The 14,615-nt window shown below is 67.7% G+C and carries 18 protein-coding genes; 15 read left to right on the top strand and 3 right to left on the bottom strand.

The window, feature by feature from the left end; genetic code table 11:
- Positions 1 to 89: 89 nt before the first annotated feature.
- The 3 genes from ACFPA8_RS27660 to ACFPA8_RS27650 form a co-directional block, all read right to left on the bottom strand.
- A complete protein-coding gene (locus ACFPA8_RS27660; RefSeq protein ID WP_386452955.1) occupies positions 90 to 1,499 on the bottom strand; it encodes a DNA primase family protein in 1,410 nt (469 codons plus the stop codon).
- A 318-nt stretch (positions 1,500 to 1,817) separates the two neighbouring features.
- Positions 1,818 to 2,723, bottom strand: coding sequence for a bifunctional DNA primase/polymerase (locus tag ACFPA8_RS27655; protein WP_386452957.1), 906 nt, complete (start codon positions 2,721 to 2,723; stop codon positions 1,818 to 1,820).
- Positions 2,724 to 2,764: 41 nt separating this feature from the next.
- Positions 2,765 to 3,496, bottom strand: coding sequence for a GntR family transcriptional regulator (locus ACFPA8_RS27650; protein ID WP_386452954.1), 732 nt, complete (start codon positions 3,494 to 3,496; stop codon positions 2,765 to 2,767).
- 651 nt (positions 3,497 to 4,147) lie between these two features.
- Between ACFPA8_RS27650 and ACFPA8_RS27645 the strand changes: the two genes are divergently transcribed.
- The 15 genes from ACFPA8_RS27645 to ACFPA8_RS27575 all read left to right on the top strand — a co-directional run bounded on the left by ACFPA8_RS27645 (position 4,148) and on the right by ACFPA8_RS27575 (position 13,821).
- Positions 4,148 to 4,432, top strand: a complete 285-nt coding sequence (locus ACFPA8_RS27645; RefSeq protein ID WP_386452952.1) for a hypothetical protein — start codon at positions 4,148 to 4,150, stop codon at positions 4,430 to 4,432.
- A complete protein-coding gene (locus ACFPA8_RS27640) occupies positions 4,429 to 4,563 on the top strand; it encodes a hypothetical protein (protein WP_386452950.1) in 135 nt (44 codons plus the stop codon). Before ACFPA8_RS27645 ends, ACFPA8_RS27640 begins: the two co-directional genes overlap by 4 nt.
- Before the next feature lie 12 nt (positions 4,564 to 4,575).
- Positions 4,576 to 5,760, top strand: coding sequence for a DUF2637 domain-containing protein (locus ACFPA8_RS27635; RefSeq protein ID WP_386452948.1), 1,185 nt, complete (start codon positions 4,576 to 4,578; stop codon positions 5,758 to 5,760).
- Between the two features lie 148 nt (positions 5,761 to 5,908).
- The gene (locus tag ACFPA8_RS27630; protein WP_386452946.1) at positions 5,909 to 6,325 is read left to right on the top strand and encodes a hypothetical protein; all 417 of its coding nucleotides are present in this window, start codon (positions 5,909 to 5,911) and stop codon (positions 6,323 to 6,325) included.
- Positions 6,322 to 6,549, top strand: coding sequence for a hypothetical protein (locus tag ACFPA8_RS27625; RefSeq protein WP_386452945.1), 228 nt, complete (start codon positions 6,322 to 6,324; stop codon positions 6,547 to 6,549). Before ACFPA8_RS27630 ends, ACFPA8_RS27625 begins: the two co-directional genes overlap by 4 nt.
- 150 nt (positions 6,550 to 6,699) lie before the next feature.
- A complete protein-coding gene (locus tag ACFPA8_RS27620) occupies positions 6,700 to 8,565 on the top strand; it encodes a hypothetical protein (protein WP_386452943.1) in 1,866 nt (621 codons plus the stop codon).
- Positions 8,562 to 8,996 carry a hypothetical protein gene (locus ACFPA8_RS27615; protein ID WP_386452941.1) on the top strand — a complete coding sequence of 145 codons (435 nt, stop codon included), beginning with the start codon at positions 8,562 to 8,564 and terminating at the stop codon, positions 8,994 to 8,996. The genes ACFPA8_RS27620 and ACFPA8_RS27615 overlap by 4 nt, the downstream gene beginning before the upstream one ends.
- 64 nt (positions 8,997 to 9,060) lie before the next feature.
- Positions 9,061 to 9,870 carry a hypothetical protein gene (locus tag ACFPA8_RS27610; protein WP_386452939.1) on the top strand — a complete coding sequence of 270 codons (810 nt, stop codon included), beginning with the start codon at positions 9,061 to 9,063 and terminating at the stop codon, positions 9,868 to 9,870.
- Positions 9,867 to 11,276 carry a hypothetical protein gene (locus tag ACFPA8_RS27605; RefSeq protein ID WP_386452937.1) on the top strand — a complete coding sequence of 470 codons (1,410 nt, stop codon included), beginning with the start codon at positions 9,867 to 9,869 and terminating at the stop codon, positions 11,274 to 11,276. The genes ACFPA8_RS27610 and ACFPA8_RS27605 overlap by 4 nt, the downstream gene beginning before the upstream one ends.
- A gap of 79 nt (positions 11,277 to 11,355) precedes the next feature.
- Positions 11,356 to 11,835 (top strand): hypothetical protein, encoded by a 480-nt coding sequence (locus tag ACFPA8_RS27600; RefSeq protein WP_386452935.1) that lies wholly within the window; start codon positions 11,356 to 11,358, stop codon positions 11,833 to 11,835.
- A 137-nt stretch (positions 11,836 to 11,972) separates the two neighbouring features.
- Positions 11,973 to 12,392, top strand: coding sequence for a transcriptional regulator (locus ACFPA8_RS27595; protein WP_386452933.1), 420 nt, complete (start codon positions 11,973 to 11,975; stop codon positions 12,390 to 12,392).
- Positions 12,393 to 12,513: 121 nt separating this feature from the next.
- The gene (locus ACFPA8_RS27590) at positions 12,514 to 12,870 is read left to right on the top strand and encodes a hypothetical protein (RefSeq protein WP_386452932.1); all 357 of its coding nucleotides are present in this window, start codon (positions 12,514 to 12,516) and stop codon (positions 12,868 to 12,870) included.
- Positions 12,867 to 13,058: a hypothetical protein gene (locus ACFPA8_RS27585; RefSeq protein ID WP_386452930.1), complete on the top strand. Its 192-nt coding sequence runs from the start codon at positions 12,867 to 12,869 to the stop codon at positions 13,056 to 13,058. Before ACFPA8_RS27590 ends, ACFPA8_RS27585 begins: the two co-directional genes overlap by 4 nt.
- On the top strand, positions 13,055 to 13,441 hold the full coding sequence (locus tag ACFPA8_RS27580; protein ID WP_386452928.1) for a DUF2493 domain-containing protein: 387 nt from the start codon (positions 13,055 to 13,057) through the stop codon (positions 13,439 to 13,441). The genes ACFPA8_RS27585 and ACFPA8_RS27580 overlap by 4 nt, the downstream gene beginning before the upstream one ends.
- Positions 13,438 to 13,821, top strand: a complete 384-nt coding sequence (locus ACFPA8_RS27575; protein ID WP_386452927.1) for a RapZ C-terminal domain-containing protein — start codon at positions 13,438 to 13,440, stop codon at positions 13,819 to 13,821. Before ACFPA8_RS27580 ends, ACFPA8_RS27575 begins: the two co-directional genes overlap by 4 nt.
- Positions 13,822 to 14,615: the final 794 nt, after the last annotated feature.

Raw genomic sequence — 14,615 nt, 5'->3', positions numbered from 1 at the left:
GATCTCTCCTGTTCCAAGGGTGTTCCACCCTGTTCCGCCAGGGCATGCGAAAGCCCCGCCTCGGAGGACGGGGCTCGCAAGGTGCGTCGTCAACAGGAAGGGTGGGTGTTTCCGGGAAGGTCGGCATGCATGCCCTCGCCACAGGTGTCACAGACGCTCAGCTCCCCAGAGAAGCCAATGCCCGTGTAGACGCGGACCTTCCGGCCATTGATGCGGGGCTGCGAGTCCCCGACACCCGGGGAGGCGGCTCGCAGGAGGCGCCCGAACTCGGCTGAGGTCTTGACGTGCTCGCCGTTCTTTTCTGCCCAGCGCTCCCACTGCTTGTACATGGCATCCCTGGTGACCCGCCTGTCCCGGGAGTTGACGCAGCAATCCGCGACGAACGCGGCCACGGGGGAGGCGGCCTCGTCCATCACACGGTGAGCGCTCTCCGTGGAGGCGGGACGGGTGAAGTAGCCCTGGTGGTCGAGACAGTCGAGGCCGTCCAGTGCCCAGTTCAGGATTCCGGGAAGTTCTGCCTCCAGGTCACCCTCCAGGGTCGGGTCCTCCTTGCCCAGGAAGCTTTCCTTCGTCTCCAGGGCGAGGAAGCGCTTCACGATCGCCATGGAGGCATCCCGGAAGCGGGGCAGTTCGTTGGACAGCATCATCAAGCGAGTCGGGAGCTTCCCGGACCAGAGGGCTTTGTGTTTGCGGTCAATGTCGATGGTGTCTTCGCCCGTGATAGCCAGGATGCGTTCCACGGCGGCCGAAGAGTCGCGGTTCTCCATGCGCGCGTCCGGGATGATCGCCAGGGGCTTTCCGATCAGCGTGGAGAGGCCGAAGGAAGACTGGAACGACGACATGGACGGTCCTGCTACGAACTTCTCCCCGCCGAAGAAGCGCTTCAGGACGCGGGCGATCGTGCCCTTCCCGGACCTGGAGGGACCGTGGATGAGGAGGAGCTTCTGCATGTCCGTCCGTCCGGACAGGACGTACCCGAACCACTCCTGGAGTAGAGCCTTCGCCTCGTCGTCCCCGGGGAACACCGATTCAAGGAAGCCCTTCCAGCGGGGGCAGTCGGCTTCCTTGTCCCACTCCATCGGGACTGCGTACTCCGTGAAGTAGTTCGGAGTGTGCTTCACGAGCGTGCGCTTGCGCAGGAGCAGGACGCCGTTCAGGCAGGAGAGTGCGGGCCCGTGGTCCTCCTCGCGCCAGACCTGCGAGTCGAGGCCGGAGTCCATGGAGAGAATGGCACAGGCAACATCCTCGATATCCCCGATCTTCTTCCTGTTTGGAGCCCAAGGCTTGGGCTCCGGACCCTCCTTCGTCTCCTTCATGAAGATGGCGTTCTCCGTGCGGCGGTACAGCTCGGCCCGGACTGCGATCGGGTCAATCCGTCGCCAGTGGGTTCCAGTCCAGTTCATCCAGTCGTCTCGCCAGAAGACGCGAGAGGTGACGCGATCCCCCGTCTCCGGGGCTACGGCCGTCCACTCGGGCTCGATAGCCCGGAAGACCTTCATGGGCTCGCTCGGAGCGGGGAGTACCCGGGGAGGAGCCCCGCTTGCCGCGTCCCGCTGAATGGGGACCACAACGGCGTCGGCCTGTGGGGGTGGCTCGGAAACCGTGGTCATTGTGCTCTGCCTCTCACTCTCGGTGAGAGGGGTGAAGCTGCGTTCCCTTACCTCCGGCCAGCCGTTATGCTGGCCGCATAGGAGAAGGCAGGGGATCGCGGGTTCACCCCGCTCTCTGAACTTCGGAAACGGCCCCGGGGCGCGACCCCCATATGGGGCCGTTTCGCATGTCTGGAGTTGTACGTGATCAGGCTATCCGTCTGATCACTATGGGTTTGTCGGAGTGAACTGAGCGCCAGCGCCAGCGAATCCGTTCTCTACAGCCCGAGCCGCGTACGCCTCCGGTACGCCAACGTCCATCGCTGCTGACACCAACTCCCACCCCAGGGCTTCCAGTTGGCACGGCCCTGGGCACTGCCTGTGGGCTGCGCCGATGGCCCCGGCGCGGGCGTAAGCCGCCGTTGCGGCCCCGCTCTCGCGGTGTGACTTGATGTACTCCCGGGCCATCTCCAAGCCTCGCTCGATGTACGACTCGGTGTGCCGACACCCGGACGCGACGCTGCGATTCCAGGTCGGCCGCGAGGCCAACGCACCGCGAAGGGTGGCCTCTTCACGGACAGTCAACGCGCGGACGGCGTCCGGCAGGACAGTCATGCGACCTTCACCGGGTCCAAGCCACCGTGCGTACGCCCTGCGGGACTTGATGTCCACGCCAGGCCGGACACCGTTGGACGACTGCATGGCCCCGAGGTACAACCAGTGCTCCCCGCGGGTGGTCTGCACGATCCGCGTCGGAGGCAGGCTCTCTCGGGCCCACGTGACGGCGTCGGCGTTGTCGAGGTCAACGACCGTCAGACCAGCGGCCCCGGGGTGGTAAGCAGCGGCCACGGCCTCGCGCCAACTGGCCCGCCATGCGGCGGAGTTAAGGGTGTCGGCGTCGATGGTCGCGGCGGCCCACCCATGGCACGGCAGAGGACAGGCGCAGGAACCCGCGTCCTTCATGTTCGGTCGTCCGCCGCAGATCGGCGTCCTGGAGCCCTTGGGGGTCGCGCAGTTCGAGCAGTTGCCGAACGGTACCTTTCCTTCGCGCAGGGGTAGGGCGGGGACGCCGACCGAGGCGAGCTTGAGAGCCTGACCGAGAGCAGTGTTCGCCGTGGCTTGGGTGGGGCTCATCGAGGGCTTCAATCTCTGATCGCTCACGGCCGCTGTCGTGCTCATGCTTCGGGTCGGAGGGATGTGGACCAGCGGAGAATGGTGGAGCCGCCAGCTACCTTCACTGCCACCTCGACCACGCGGCCGTCGATGAGAGTCACGGTTCGCACGACCTGAGTCACCACGACATCTCCTGTTGTGAGTCCGAGGGCGGACTTCTCCGACTCGGTGGCGAGGCGAGAGGTCACCTCCTCCAGAACCTGCTCCTGGGCTGCCCCGAGCCGTTCGGCTGCCAGCTCTCGCGAGCCTCCGGTGGAGACTGGCTCGGTCAGCTCGGGTGTCACGGCGATCACGTAAGCGGGGTAGTAAGAGCTGCTGACGTGAACCGGCCCTCCGTTGCGACTCACGACCCGCTTGCGCATGTGTACTGGTGTACCGGGGGACACGTCGAGGCGGGGAGCCACTAGCTCATCTGCTCCTACCGTGCCGACCTCCAGGATGCGCGAGGACTCGCCACCACCAAGGGCGCTGCCAGTGATCCCGTGCATCTGTACGCGCGTCGCGATGTTATTGCTGATCGACCCCGCGACGACCGTCCCAACGCCTGTTTTGGCGAGAGTCAGGCCCTCCATTTTGAGCTGCCTGTACGCGCGATTGGCCGTTGTCTGAGCCACGCCGAACTGTTCGCAGACCTTCCGGAGTGACGGCATGGCGTCACCGGGCCTGAGTGCCCCGTCCTGGATCTGTCGGCGGTAGTGCGCCGCGATCTCCGCGTACCCAGTGTTCTCGGGCATGGGTGCCTCCTTCCTGGTCTCTGGGCTGCACCTCTTTGTGCGGCGGTACACCTACGAGGTTAGACCACAAAAACTTCTAGCGCTACCAGTAGCGCATGTGGGGGCTAGTGGTCTACATTACCTGTGTGCCACTGGAGAGACCCAGAGCTGAGGGCTCTCGGTGTGCCCTAACTCCAGAGGGGACGAGGCCGAAGGCGAGAGCCGACGCGATGAGCCTCACGGCAGGGGCGGGGAGACGGACGCCCTCTAAGTGCCGCGCACCTACTGACTGGGAGAGACGCCCTTAATCAGGCGCCTTGAAGGTCGCCCAACTGCGCTGATGACGAGCCGCCGAAACGCGAAGACCCCCCTCCGGGGGTCCAACTCTCCGCATCCCAACTCCTGGGGTGCGGTGTGCAGGACAGCCGGAGAGAGCGAGGAGAGGCATGGACGAGGGCGAGTATGAGGAGGGCTGCGGCCTGATGTGGTGCGAGTCGGCATCCGGCACGTGCACAGGCGCGTGCCAGGACCCCGACTTCGATCCGTACGCCTGACAGTTCCGGACAGCGACAGCGAGGCCCCTGCCCACCGGGCGGGGGCCTCGCTCGTTCCCCGGGGCCCGAGCCGCCGCATCCGACCGGGTGCGGTGACCAGGACAGCCGGGAGGCGCCAATGACCAGCAACGTCATCGAGGCCATGGAGTCGCTCGCAGCCGAGCGTGAGTTGATCGAGCGCGAGCTGTTAGAGGCAGTCATCGCTGGCGATGACGCGTCCTCGCGGGCCGAGGACATGGCAGTCCGTATTGGCCTCATCGGGTTCGAGCTGGATCGCCTGGCGGGAGTGCTCGCCCAGATCCACGAACTCGACCCCGTGGACGCCCACTTCGCCCGGCTGGCTCCGGGCTATCCGACTCGGCAGCTCACTTCGAGCCGTCCGGTTCGGCAGATCGCCGCATGAGGCGCCAACTGACCAGCGGCTTAGCCCGCTGGGGCTTCACTGCGATCGCGCTCCTGTCCGCGTACGGCGACTTCGCCCCCGGGTTCTGGGTGGCCGGAGCGCTCGCTGCGTACGGCTGGAGCGCCAACTGACCCCGTATCGACGTGAGAGAGGACGTGATGATGGCCGGACACCAGAAGCCCGGCAGGCTCAATGCGATGAAGCTCGACGCGATGAGCCCGGAGCAGATCAAGAAGGCCGACAAGGTTCTCTCCAGCGGGACGTGGACCATCACGGCGGGCGCGGTGCTCTACAGCGTCCTCACCGTGACACCCCTGGTGGAGAGGGTCACCCCGGACGGATGGGAGTGGACCTCCCCGATCCTCCCGATCGTCGTGGACTCCGCCGTGATCATCGTGGTCCGCCTCGATCAGGCGGTCTCGAAGCTTGGCACCTCGGGCGGGGCGTGGCCCTTCATCCTTCGCTGGCTGACGGGATTGATGACGCTCGCACTGAACATGGGCGACAGCGCACTGAAGGCCGACAAGGTCGGCATGGCTGTCCACGCGGTTGCCCCGCTGCTGTTGATCGTCACCGCTGAGGCGGGTCTCGCGTACCGGCGAGCGATCAACGAAGCGCTTGATCGAATCAGCGATCAGGCGGCCCGTGAACAGGCCGAAGAGGCGGCCCGTGAACAGGCAGAGCGTGAACGCCGTGAACAGGTCGAGGCCGAGCGTGAACAGGCGGCCCGCAAGGAGCGTGAACGGGTCGCCCGTGAACAGCGGGAGCACGAAGACCGCGAACGCCGTGAGCGGGAGGAGCGCGAGGACCGCAAGGCCCGCGAACAGCGCGAGTACGAGGCTCAGATGGCCCGCGAGAAGCGCGAGTTCGACCTCACTCGCGAGCGTGAGCAGCGCGAATACGAGGAGAAGGAGCGCGAGCGGCAGCGCAAGGAGAGGGAGGCACAGCGGCAGCGCGCGACCCGTGAACAGGGGCACGTCCGCCCGGTGAGCACCCCCCGAACCGCGTCCGTGAACACTCCGACTCAAGCCGCGGGCACCCCTCGGGAGCCCTCGGTGAACACCCCCAGGGTGGCCCCGGTGAACACCTCCCTCCCTCCCGTGAACACCTCGGGTGGAGGGGTCGTGAACACCCCCAAGGCGCCCGCCGTGAACACCTCCGACGACGGCTCGAAGATGTCGCTCGACAAGGCGCGCGAGCACGTCATGAACACCCCGGACGCGGGCGTTCGCGAGCTGGCCCGGCAGACGGGTCGGTCGGTGGGATGGGTCTCCCAGATCCGCAACGGCAGCAAGGACAAGCCCGCGGAGACGGCAGTCCCCGCATAGCCAGTGCAGTCCGGCACCAAGAGTGAAGCCCCAGCTCATCCGAAGTGAGCTGGGGCTTCGCTCCGTCAGCCGGAAGGCGACGAAGCACCAGGTCAGGCCCGCAAGGGGCCTGGCCTTCCTTTGTATCTGTACCAGATGGGAGGCCCGTATGAGCGAGCGATGGACGGCTGAGATGGTCCGCACCCCCGAGGGCATGCGGGTGTACGCGGAGCAGCTTCGGATGAACGTGCAGGAGCTGGCCGAGGAGGTTCGGCGTATGCGCCTGGAGGTGCACGCCGACGTGAAGCACGACCCCCCGGAAGGCTGCGGGGCGGTCGCGACCTGGGGCTATGCCAACTGGATGGCCCGGACGTACGACGACCTGGAGTACCACATGCGCCAGGCCGAAGCGCTCACGCGAGAGCTGGAGCGCAAGCGTCGGACCCTGACCGAACTGCCCGCACGCAAGGCGGAGAAGAAGCTGGAGAAGCGCGGGAAGACCGCTATTCCCGCAGGTCAGGGCACAAGCGTGCCTGCACAGGCCGGTTCGCGGAAGTTCGACCTGTTCGATCAGGAGGCCATGTGAACCAGGCCCTGCGGACCCGGCAGAACGAGGCGGCCCACTGGAACGCCCGGCAGAGCGCGGCCAAGACGAACGACGACCTGGTGGCGATCATGTACGACCGCTGCCGTTCGATCGTGAAGAAGCGTCGCAAGTCCGCGGCGAACGAGGAGGAGAAGAAGGCCGCCGACGCGCTGGCCTTCTCCCTCGCGCAGGCGCTCGACGCCTGGCAACGAGATCACGGGTAATGGCGCCCGCTACGCAACGTAGCGGGCGCGCCCGCATTTTCGGCCCGCAGAAGGGCCTTTGAGGCTCCCCCAAGGCGCGCGCACGACGCGCGACGCGCGAGGGTGCCACGCCGATTACCGAGTGTCAACACCTGGAGAGAGGAGGATCGCGTGAGCGACGACGACAACGTCGTGGACTTCCCGAGGGTCACCCTGCGGCCCCTGAACCCCTCCGAAGAGGGCGGGGTGTTCGAGCCGCTGCCGCCGCTGGAGGAGCCCGATCCGGCCCCGGAGTATCCGACCCTGACCCTGCCGACACTGGAGCCGCCCACCGCGGTGCGGCTGCCCTCGGTGGCCCCGTCCGTCCCCGCGGAGGGCGCGGTGCCCGCGACCTTCCGTTCAGACGGCGGGAGCGAGGCGGGCCAGGCCGCTACTGGTACGGGCATGATCGCGGCTGCCGCTATGGCCGTGGCCGCCATGCGCGGCCTGGTGAACCTCCTGGAGGACCGCCGACAGCGGAAGCTGGAGCGGCACGCGGAGACCGCCCCGCTGCGCGAGGCCCGCATGAAGCGGCGTCTCGCGAAGGAGGAGGCCCGCAACAAGCACGAGGCCGCGATGCAGGGCATTGCGGACAAGATCACGCAGGAGCGGGCCAAGCAGCGCGTGCCCAGCGGCAAGTCCTGGGGCGAGAAGGCTGCGGGACGGGGGTCCAAGGGCAAAGGTGGCGACAAGGGCAAGGGGGGCAACAAGCACTCCCAGGCCGACAAGTCGGCGGCAGACAAGGCCAAGGCGAAGCACGCCGCGCAGGCCGCGAAGGACAAGATCGCAGCGGACAAGGCGAAGCATGCCCTGGCCGATAAGGCGGCAGCCCGTAAGCAGGCCGAGAAGAAGGCCGCGGCGAAGCAACAGGCGGATCTGGCCGACCGGAAGGCGGCCCGGAAGAACGACGGGGGCCGCAAGGACGGGTCCTCGAAGGCTGCCGACAAGGTGGCCGCTGACAAGGCCAAGGCCAAGGCGGCAGAGAAGGCCGCACGCGCCCGCCAGGGCGAGGCTAAGGCGAAAGAGAAGGCCAAGGACAAGGACGCGGCTCGCAAGCAGGCAGCGAAGGACGCCGACCTGCGCCGTGCTGCCGAGAAGGCGAAGCGGGATTCGAAGGGCTCCGGGAAGGACGAGAAGCCCAAGAGGCCGAAGCGTCCCAGGAAGGACCCCGGGGGCTGGAAGGGCTCCAAGGGCCCCGGGAGCGAGCCGAAGAACGGCAAGGGCCCGAAGGGGCCCAGGACTCCCCCGACGACGGGAGAGAAGGGCTTCAAGCCGAAGGGTGACGAGAAGGTCAGGGCCAGCCGGAAGAACGGCCAGAAGACCCCCAGGGCGGGCGCTCCTTCCAGCGAGAAGGGCCGTCCTGGGAGGGAAGAGGCCACTGGCTCGGCAGGTCCGAAGCCCGGAGGCCCCGGCAGCCGTATGCGTCCCCCGCCAGGGATGAGCGACGACTACACGGTGACGCTCGGGCGGGAGGCCCCGTCTTCTCCGCCTCCGCAGCCGAAGCCCGCGCCCGCTCTGGTGTCCGGCTCGGGGTCAACTCCCCCTGCACCACAGGAAGGAGGCGGCACAGTGCCGCCGAAGTCAGCCACGGTGACCGCGTTCGCACATCAGCCAGGCGTTGACAGTGACCTGACGGTCTACGACCTGGTCGAGTCGGACGAGACCGCCGCTACCGAAATCCTCGACCGCGTGGAGGAAGCCAAAGGGGCCGCCGACGCGGCCGAACGGCTCCTCTCCCACCTGGAGAACCTGATGGGGCAGATCGCGGATCTGAAGATCCCGGGCTCCCTGCCGGGCTACGCGGCCAAGCTCGCAGAGAAGAGTGAAACGGTCGGGGCACGCGCAAAGGCCCTGGCCGCAGCGCTCCCGAAGGCGAGCGAGGCGATCGCCGCGGCTGGCCAGCTCGCCGCGGAGACGGACAAGGGCCACGCCGACACGGTCAAGGACATGGGCTACGCCGCGCCTGCCGAGTCCGAATACCACGGGAGTGACGCATGACTGAGATGGTTCGCGTCTCGGACGACAAGAAGGAACTGACCTCGGAGGATCACTTCCTTCTCGACCTTCTGAGTTACTTCGAGATGCTGGCTCGCCTGGCCCTCGCGGGCCGCGCACTGCGGAAACTGTCGTCCCTGACGGAAGACACCTTCGGGTACGTCACGGAGTGCGCGGCCAGCGTCGATCAGAACGCCGAACTGGCCGCCAGCTTGAACGTTGACCGCGACGTGGTCGCAGCGCACCACGACGCCGCGGACCTCATGCGCTCCGCGCTGAAGGAGGCGGAGGCCATGGCTGATGAAGCCATGGAGATGGCGGCCCTCTTCGATGAGGCCGCGACCGCTCACGAGGCCGACTACGGCCCCATCGTGGAGTCCGCGCAGGCGAAGAAGGGCAACCTGGCCGACCGCGGCTACTACGCCAACCAGTAACCACACGACACCGACTCGAAGGGGCCCCGGGCGACCGGGGCCCCTTCGGCGTGAGGAGGCACCCATGAAACACGGCAAGATCCGCGACCTGGCGGGGCGTGCGGGCACCATCACGGGTGCCGCCGCACTCGCCGCTGCGATGGTCACGCCCACGTCCCTCGTCCTGACCCTCCCAGCGGCCTCTGTGGCCGCCTGGGGGGCCTTCAAGACCTTCCGTGCGCGCTTCCCCGCTGCGCTGCTGCCGCTGCCTGTGGTGAACGCCCTGCCGTCCTGTGCGGTAGCGGTCGGCTCCCTGGCCTACCAGTGCAGCCCCGGGATTCGGTGGTGGGAGCTCCTCGCCACTGCCGCATGGGTCGCGGTGACGTGGGGCGGGCGCCCTTCACGGCTGATGGGCCGTATCGCAGAGGCCGACAGGCAGAACCGGAAGGACGACGCAAACCCGGGTGCCGCGCTCCAGGTGCGCCCCCTCGGGCCGCTCGCCACCCGTGAGGAGCGCACGACCGCCTCGTGGGCCGCGAATATCGGATGCGAGGGCGGAGCAGTCCCGGGCACGCACCTGGAGAACGCCGTCTTCCTCGGTGAGCAGGCGTTCCGGGCGGAGGTCGTGGCGAACGAGGCGGGGACCCCGGTCGGAGAGGTCAGCGTCGAGCGGCTCTCCGCCCTGACGGACATCCCCGCTGACCTGATCAAGGTGGGCCCGGTCCCGGGACGCGGGGCAGGCCGGAAGCTCCTGGAGATCTCCGAAGAGGAGTCCGCGGCCAGCGGCCCCGCCGACATTCACGAGTTCTGGGCGAAGTACGGCACGAAGGCCATGCCCGGTACGCGCGTGATCAGCGCACAGACCGGGATCGCGCAGTGGAGGGAGCAGGCATGACCGGGAACCGCTTCACCGAGATCATGGTGGAGGTCGAACCGGGCGAGTCGATCACGTACAACAGGGCGAAGCTGATCTCCGCTTTCCGTGCGTACGGGATCACCGACCCTCGCTGTGTGGTCGTGGAGATCGACCCCTCCGGGGTTGCCATGGTCACCGTGTACGAGCGTCCGCCGCTCGATGACATGCCCGCGGCCCGGGGCGAAGACCTCGTCATGGACGCCAAGGGCTTCGTGACGGTCGGCCGGTACCACAACGGCCGACCGATGCGAGTCCGCCTCTACAAGCCCGGCAGCGGGGCCACACGCGTGGCCTTCTTCGGGGCCTCGGGGTCGGGCAAGTCCCGCGCCCTTCAGTTGGTGATGGCCGCTGAGAAGCGCTCAGGGATCGCCACGTGGCTCTCAGACCTCAAGGGCGGTCAGAGCGTCCCCGAGGCCCGAGGGAACGTGGACTGGTTCAACACCACGCAGGAAGGCGCGATCCACCAACTCCGTTCCGCCGCGGGCGTGATGGAGTACCGCAAGGGCGTGCTCGGGCACCAGTCGCACTTCATCCACAGTGCGCGTCACCCGCTGCTCTCCGTGCGGATCGAAGAGGCCAACCTGTTGTTGAAGCAGGGCGCCCCGTACCGGGATGAGGCCAGCTACCTCATCACCACACTGGGCAACGCGGGCCGCTCGCTCGGGGTCGGGGTCTCCATCTCCGGTCAGGCGGGACGGGTTGCGGATCTGGGAGGCGGGGCCGCTCTCCGCGACTCCCTCACCGAGGGCGCGGTCTTCATGCTCCGCTGGCCCGCTTCCGGTGCGGGCATGGTCAGTCTGATCGTCGGTGCCCTCCTGGACGCTGCCGAGCAGTTGACCCCGATCTCCGGAGAGAAGCCGAAGCTGCGCAGCCAGCTCACCCCCGCCATCGGGGGTGAGGTCGATCCCGACACCGCGGGCATGACGTACCTGATCTCCGCAGAGAGCGAGGAGAAGGTCACGACCCTCGGGCGCTTCCTGCGCGTCGGGTCCACGGAAGTCCTGGAGGGCCTCGACCCGGAAATCCTGGATCTGTACGGACCCGGTGACCCGGTCACCGTGGAGCAGGGCGCAGCCGAAGGAGCGGGCCAGGCGTACGCGGAGCGCTGGGACGGCGTGCCGCTGAAGAAGGGCGAGGAAACCCCGGGGTCCGAGGGGCACGCGGACGACGACGCTCCGCGGGTCATCTCCAAGACGCCCGTACGCAAGCGCGTCCAAGAAGCCCTCTCCGTCGAACCGATGGACGCCGATGCTCTCCTGGCCGCCGTCAACGACGACGGCGGGAGGGAGGTCACCTCGACCTCTCTGCGGACGACCATCAGGCAACTCGTCACGAACCGCCATGTCATGCAGGACGAGGACGGGGCTTACGTCCTCATCGACTGACCAACTCACCCACCCGCAAGGCCCCGGAGGTGTACGCCTCCGGGGCCTTCGTCGTCCCCCTGGAGGACCCATGCCGCACATGAAGCGCGAGTCAGAAGAGGCGTACGAGTCGGCCCGCCTGATCGAGGAGGCCCTCTCAGACGCCACACCCACGGCCACGGCGTACCGCGACCCCGTACCCGCTCAGCGGACGGGAGCACAGCCCGTGCCGCAGCCCGGACGCCCGCCGATGAGCCAGAAGGCCACAGACCACGCCTCCGTGGTGCTCGCCTACTCCATCGGCTCTGTGCCCGTGGGCGGGGCCATCAGCGGCGTCCTGTGGGCGCTCTCGAACGTGGACCCCGCCGTCCTGGTCATCGCGGGAGCAACCCCGCTCGGACTCGCGGGCGCTGTCGGCGTCGTCGCGAAGATGATCGGCTCCGCCGTCAAAGAGGGCGCTGAAGCGCTGCCTCGCGATCAACACCACCACTACGAGGGACCGACGACCGTCCAGCACACCGAAGTGCACACCGAGGCCCGCTGGTTCGGACGGACGGTCAACCAACTCCCCGAGAAGTGAGCCCGTGCCGCAGTCGGCGGGGCGCCCCACACGGGCGTCACCGCCCCTCGGCCGCACGGTCATCTGCACATCAGTCAGAGAGGAGGCCCGCCCGGGTCTCCTGCGGTCTCATCACCCACTCCTTGAAGGGGGCGCACATGCGCCGTACCGCATTCCCTGCCGTCTACGCCTTACTTCGTGTCGCCGCCGACGTGGCCGACCACTGGATTCAGAGCGACCACCAGGCACGGCACAAGGCCAAGCCCGGAGCAGAGGGACACAAGGCCCTCGCTGGGCACGTCGCCTCCTACACGGCGACTCAGGCTGTCGCCCTGGCCGCTGGCAATCACCTGCTCGACCTCGGGCTGCGTCCCCGCTCGATGCTCGCCGCACTCGCACTTTCCGGGGCCACCCACTACCTCATCGACCGACGTTGGCCCGTGCGCAAAGCAGCGGAAGTCAGCGGCAAGGGCGCCTTCTACGACCTTGGCGGACCCCTCGGGGGTGCCTACCTGCTCGACCAGGCAACGCATCACCTGGCCGAAGGGGTCGCGGCGTTCGTCGCCGTACGGGACTGAGCGACACAGACCGGTGCAACGAGACAACAGCGGGGCCCGTGCTGACGACACGGGCCCCTCCCGCGTGACCGCGGCGAACGGTCACCGGGGTTCACATCCCACGGCAGAGAGGCCAGTTGAGATGCGCACACACCGTACGCCGATCGTCGGCGCGAAGACCTGGGAGGCCGTGATGAACCGTGCGGGCTGGCAATGCCAGTGCACGGGCTCCTGCAACAGCAAACACACCAAGACGGGCGGACGTTGCCACGTCCTCACCGGAGGCCGCGAGGACATGCTCATCGCGCCTTCGGATCTACTCCTGAGCGACGTGGCCAAGGCCCGCGTTCCCGAGGGGGAGTTACTGGCCTGGTGCGACTCCTGCCATCGGCAGGCCACCACCAAGCAGCGCAAGGCGCAGAGCGCAGAGACCGCGATGGACGGCCTCTTCGCCCTGGAGGAGACGACGAACCACGGGCTCGGGGTGAATGCACTGTGACTCACACCCTGATCAAGGGACAGGTGGCCTGGATCTTCGGCGGTCACGTCCACCCGCCATTCCGTGCGGACTTCGACGCCGACGTGGAGGCGGCAATGGAGTGGGCGGAGGGCTTCATCGGCTCCCGGCAGGACTGGCGGCACTCGCGCGACGCGAACGGAACGCACCGCTGGGAGGCAACGACGTGAGCACGATCGACGTCCGCCGAGTCCTCGTTACCGGCTCCCGTACCTGGGTCGCCCAACAGGTCGTCTCTGACGCCCTGTTGGGCATGTGGCACGACGCCGTCCAAGACGGCGCTCAGGGGATCGTCGTCGTCCACGGCGCCTGTCCCCGAGGTGCCGACAAAATCGCCGCCGACTGGTGCGCCGAAACCGGGCTCGACCAAGAACCCCACCCCGCCGACTGGAACACCAAGGGCAAACGGGCCGGATTTATCCGCAACACCCACATGGTCAACCTCGGTGCCAGCATCTGCCTCGCCTTCATCAAAGACGGCAGCCGCGGTGCCAGCCACACCGCGCAACTCTCCGAGGAAGCAGGAATCCCAACCAGGAGGTACACCGCGTGAACGTCCTGATCACATCGTTCGGATACCTGCACGGAGAGGCGCCCGAGGCGCATGTCACGCTCGACCTGCGCCACCACTTCCGCGATCCGCACGTCAGTCCCGAGCTTCGGTACATGACGGCCGACGACCGTCCGGTACGAGAGGCCGTGCTGCGGACACCGGGAATCCTGCCGCTTATCGACGCGACAGCGGCAGCGGTTCGGGCCTACCAGGCAGGGCCGTCTACCGGACCGGTCACGGTGGCAGTCGGGTGCGCTGGCGGTCGGCATCGAGCCGCCACGGTGGCTCGGACGCTCGCCAGTGTTCTCCGTGACGAGAGTGAAGGTCTGCGGGTGGTCGTGGCCGACCGTGACCTGTCCCGCCCCGTCGTCCAGCGCTGATGGCACCACTGCTCGACTCGAAGGCCCCCGCCCGGGATTCCCTGGGCGGGGGCCTTCTTTGCGTTTCAGGGGTCGGCCCCCGCTCAGCACGGCCCGCCAAGGGGTCCTTGGTCCCGGGATTCCGCGCTCCATCCGGCAAGAGCCGTACGGGGTGCTAGGTGCTAGGTGCCTGCTCATGCCCAACTTCGCCTGCTAGTGGGCCTGCTAGGTCTAGCACCGCAGGGTGCTAGGAATCGGGCGACTGCTAGGCCGCCGAACCGCGCTCCGCCACCATCCGAGCGATAGCAACGCAAGGCCCACCCCCGCAGGAGGCCGTGGACGGGCCTTTCCAGGGGTGTCGGCGGACCTGTTGCTACTCGCTAGCGCACAGGTCAGCGCGCCTTTTGGTTGCTAGCAAGGTTGCTATCGCTAGCAAGTCGCGTTGCTATCGATAGCGACGCTGCTACCACCCCCGCTACTCCTAAGCCGCAGGTCAGCGTCCTGCACCCCCCGGGCTCGTTTTGACGCGTCGGACCCGTCGCCGCAGGTCCGACGCGTCGGCCGACCTGTCGAGTTGGACAGCCCCGACGCATCGCCCGACAGGTCCCGCCGCGTCACGGACAGGCCCTCGACGCATCCCGACGCATCAATGACAGGTCCCCGACACGTCCTCGACGCATCAGATCGGACCCTCCACACCTATGCATCACGACGCGAAGGCCCACCCCAAGTTCTCCGAGGAGGTTCTGGGGCGGGCCTTCGTTGAAGATCACTGAGTCCGTATGGACAAAGGTACGTCCCCTCCGGGACGTACA

Source organism: Streptomyces ovatisporus, from assembly GCF_042653885.1.
Classification (GTDB): Bacteria; Actinomycetota; Actinomycetes; order Streptomycetales; family Streptomycetaceae; genus Streptomyces; species Streptomyces ovatisporus.
This window is presented reverse-complemented; position numbering and strand designations above follow the sequence as displayed.

Excerpts from the sequence above, each read along its gene's own strand:
- ACFPA8_RS27660 (WP_386452955.1), bottom strand. The coding sequence starts at position 1,499 with ATGAAGGTCTTCCGGGCTATCGAGCCCGAGTGGACGGCCGTAGCCCCG.
- ACFPA8_RS27655 (WP_386452957.1), bottom strand. The coding sequence starts at position 2,723 with ATGAGCCCCACCCAAGCCACGGCGAACACTGCTCTCGGTCAGGCTCTC.
- ACFPA8_RS27650 (WP_386452954.1), bottom strand. The coding sequence starts at position 3,496 with ATGCCCGAGAACACTGGGTACGCGGAGATCGCGGCGCACTACCGCCGA.
- ACFPA8_RS27645 (WP_386452952.1), top strand. The coding sequence starts at position 4,148 with ATGACCAGCAACGTCATCGAGGCCATGGAGTCGCTCGCAGCCGAGCGT.
- ACFPA8_RS27640 (WP_386452950.1), top strand. The coding sequence starts at position 4,429 with ATGAGGCGCCAACTGACCAGCGGCTTAGCCCGCTGGGGCTTCACTGCG.
- ACFPA8_RS27630 (WP_386452946.1), top strand. The coding sequence starts at position 5,909 with ATGAGCGAGCGATGGACGGCTGAGATGGTCCGCACCCCCGAGGGCATG.
- ACFPA8_RS27615 (WP_386452941.1), top strand. The coding sequence starts at position 8,562 with ATGACTGAGATGGTTCGCGTCTCGGACGACAAGAAGGAACTGACCTCG.
- ACFPA8_RS27610 (WP_386452939.1), top strand. The coding sequence starts at position 9,061 with ATGAAACACGGCAAGATCCGCGACCTGGCGGGGCGTGCGGGCACCATC.
- ACFPA8_RS27605 (WP_386452937.1), top strand. The coding sequence starts at position 9,867 with ATGACCGGGAACCGCTTCACCGAGATCATGGTGGAGGTCGAACCGGGC.
- ACFPA8_RS27600 (WP_386452935.1), top strand. The coding sequence starts at position 11,356 with ATGAAGCGCGAGTCAGAAGAGGCGTACGAGTCGGCCCGCCTGATCGAG.
- ACFPA8_RS27595 (WP_386452933.1), top strand. The coding sequence starts at position 11,973 with ATGCGCCGTACCGCATTCCCTGCCGTCTACGCCTTACTTCGTGTCGCC.
- ACFPA8_RS27590 (WP_386452932.1), top strand. The coding sequence starts at position 12,514 with ATGCGCACACACCGTACGCCGATCGTCGGCGCGAAGACCTGGGAGGCC.